At 34.8% G+C, this 1,303-nt stretch carries 2 protein-coding genes, 1 pseudogene and 1 riboswitch; of the genes and pseudogenes, 2 read left to right on the top strand and 1 reads right to left on the bottom strand.

The window, feature by feature from the left end; translation table 11 throughout:
• Positions 1–150 precede the first annotated feature (150 nt).
• Positions 151–339, bottom strand: coding sequence for a hypothetical protein (locus LD39_RS20575; protein ID WP_035553116.1), 189 nt, complete (start codon positions 337–339; stop codon positions 151–153).
• A 261-nt stretch (positions 340–600) separates the two neighbouring features.
• Positions 601–684: riboswitch (cyclic di-GMP riboswitch) on the top strand.
• Positions 685–731: 47 nt separating this feature from the next.
• Here LD39_RS20575 and sda point away from each other — a divergent pair.
• Together sda and LD39_RS23705 are read left to right on the top strand one after the other, a co-directional pair.
• Complete coding sequence (gene sda, locus LD39_RS22355) at positions 732–905, top strand: sporulation histidine kinase inhibitor Sda (protein ID WP_081988537.1); 174 nt, start codon at positions 732–734, stop codon at positions 903–905.
• A 127-nt stretch (positions 906–1,032) separates the two neighbouring features.
• Positions 1,033–1,303 (top strand): annotated as a pseudogene (locus LD39_RS23705) (DUF421 domain-containing protein); the annotation flags it as partial.

Here is a 1,303-nt window from a genome sequence, read left to right as displayed (position 1 = left end):
TGAAGAAAATGTTCATGAGAATCTTTCATAAATTAAACCGAGCGGGAAAAATCGCGTTGCTATCGGGAACTATTGGTTTATTACTCGTGGGAATCGCGCTTCTCTTATTATAACTCGCCATTAATTCAATCAATCCATTCTTGATAAGTTCTAAATTTCCGTCCCGGCTTTTTGTTTGTATTGAAGATTAATATAGATCTGTTCAAGCTCTGGTAAAGTCATGTCTCTCGTCCTTTTTCCGACACGATCCACCGTATAACCAAGGTCCCTCAGCTTATTGACGAGATAACTCTTCTGATTTTCAACTCCACTGTTTACACTCGTAAACATTAAACTCATCCAATCACCTCCAAACCAATCCAATCTGACTACTGCTCTAAAATCAGTGGCATATAAGAACTATACCCTGTTTGAATTTTGATGAACCACATTCTCTAAAGGATTTTTCATAAATACTAGTCTCACGCATTCTCCACATAAAAAAACAGGAATCGAACTGAATCGCCACCACAATCCAATTTTAGGGAATTTTTAGTATAGTGAAACTATTCAAAATCATTTATAATAAGATATGATATGACGATATAATTGTTGGAAATTTATCAGAGAGAATGCGATGAACTATGATTCTTATTTGGGCACTTGAATTATAGGGAGTAACTAGTGCAACCGGCTCCTGCGAGGTAATTTATTTTTCATTCTAAAATGAATGAATCAAGGGGGCGCCTTAGGTGAAGAAACTGCCTAATGATTTACTTGTAGATACTTATCAAATGGCATGTCGACTAGAGCTTTCGCTTGAATTTGTTCAATTATTAAAACAGGAAATTACTCGACGGGGATTAGACTACAAGATACCTGTAATTGAACTTCGAAAAAAAGATAAAGTCACGATTAAAATGTGATGGTGATTAACCCTCTTTAACATAGAGGGTCTTTTTTTATGCCTATTCTTTCTTTTCGTTCCATTCACTTTCTTCTATTATAAGGACTTATTTTTTTGGTCAATACTGTAGTTAAAGGAGGATGAGGATGGAAGACTTGATAATAATGGTGTCAAGGACACTAGGTAGCTTCGTTTTATTAACCGTCGTGACATTAATTATTGGAAAACATATCAACTCGCATAAAAATTATTACAGCTTTGCTCTTTCTATAACGATCGGCTCGTTTATTGCAAATATGGGATTTAACACAAGGCTTAATTTTTTCGAAATGCTTACTGGTTTCCTTTCGTTAATCTTTTTATTTTACTTATTTCTTGTTCTTTCTTCAAGAAGTCGCCGACTCAGATTCTGGTTTT

Origin of the sequence: Halobacillus sp. BBL2006, from assembly GCF_000786645.1 — a bacterium.
GTDB lineage: Bacteria > Bacillota > Bacilli > Bacillales > Halobacillaceae > Halobacillus.
This window is presented reverse-complemented; position numbering and strand designations above follow the sequence as displayed.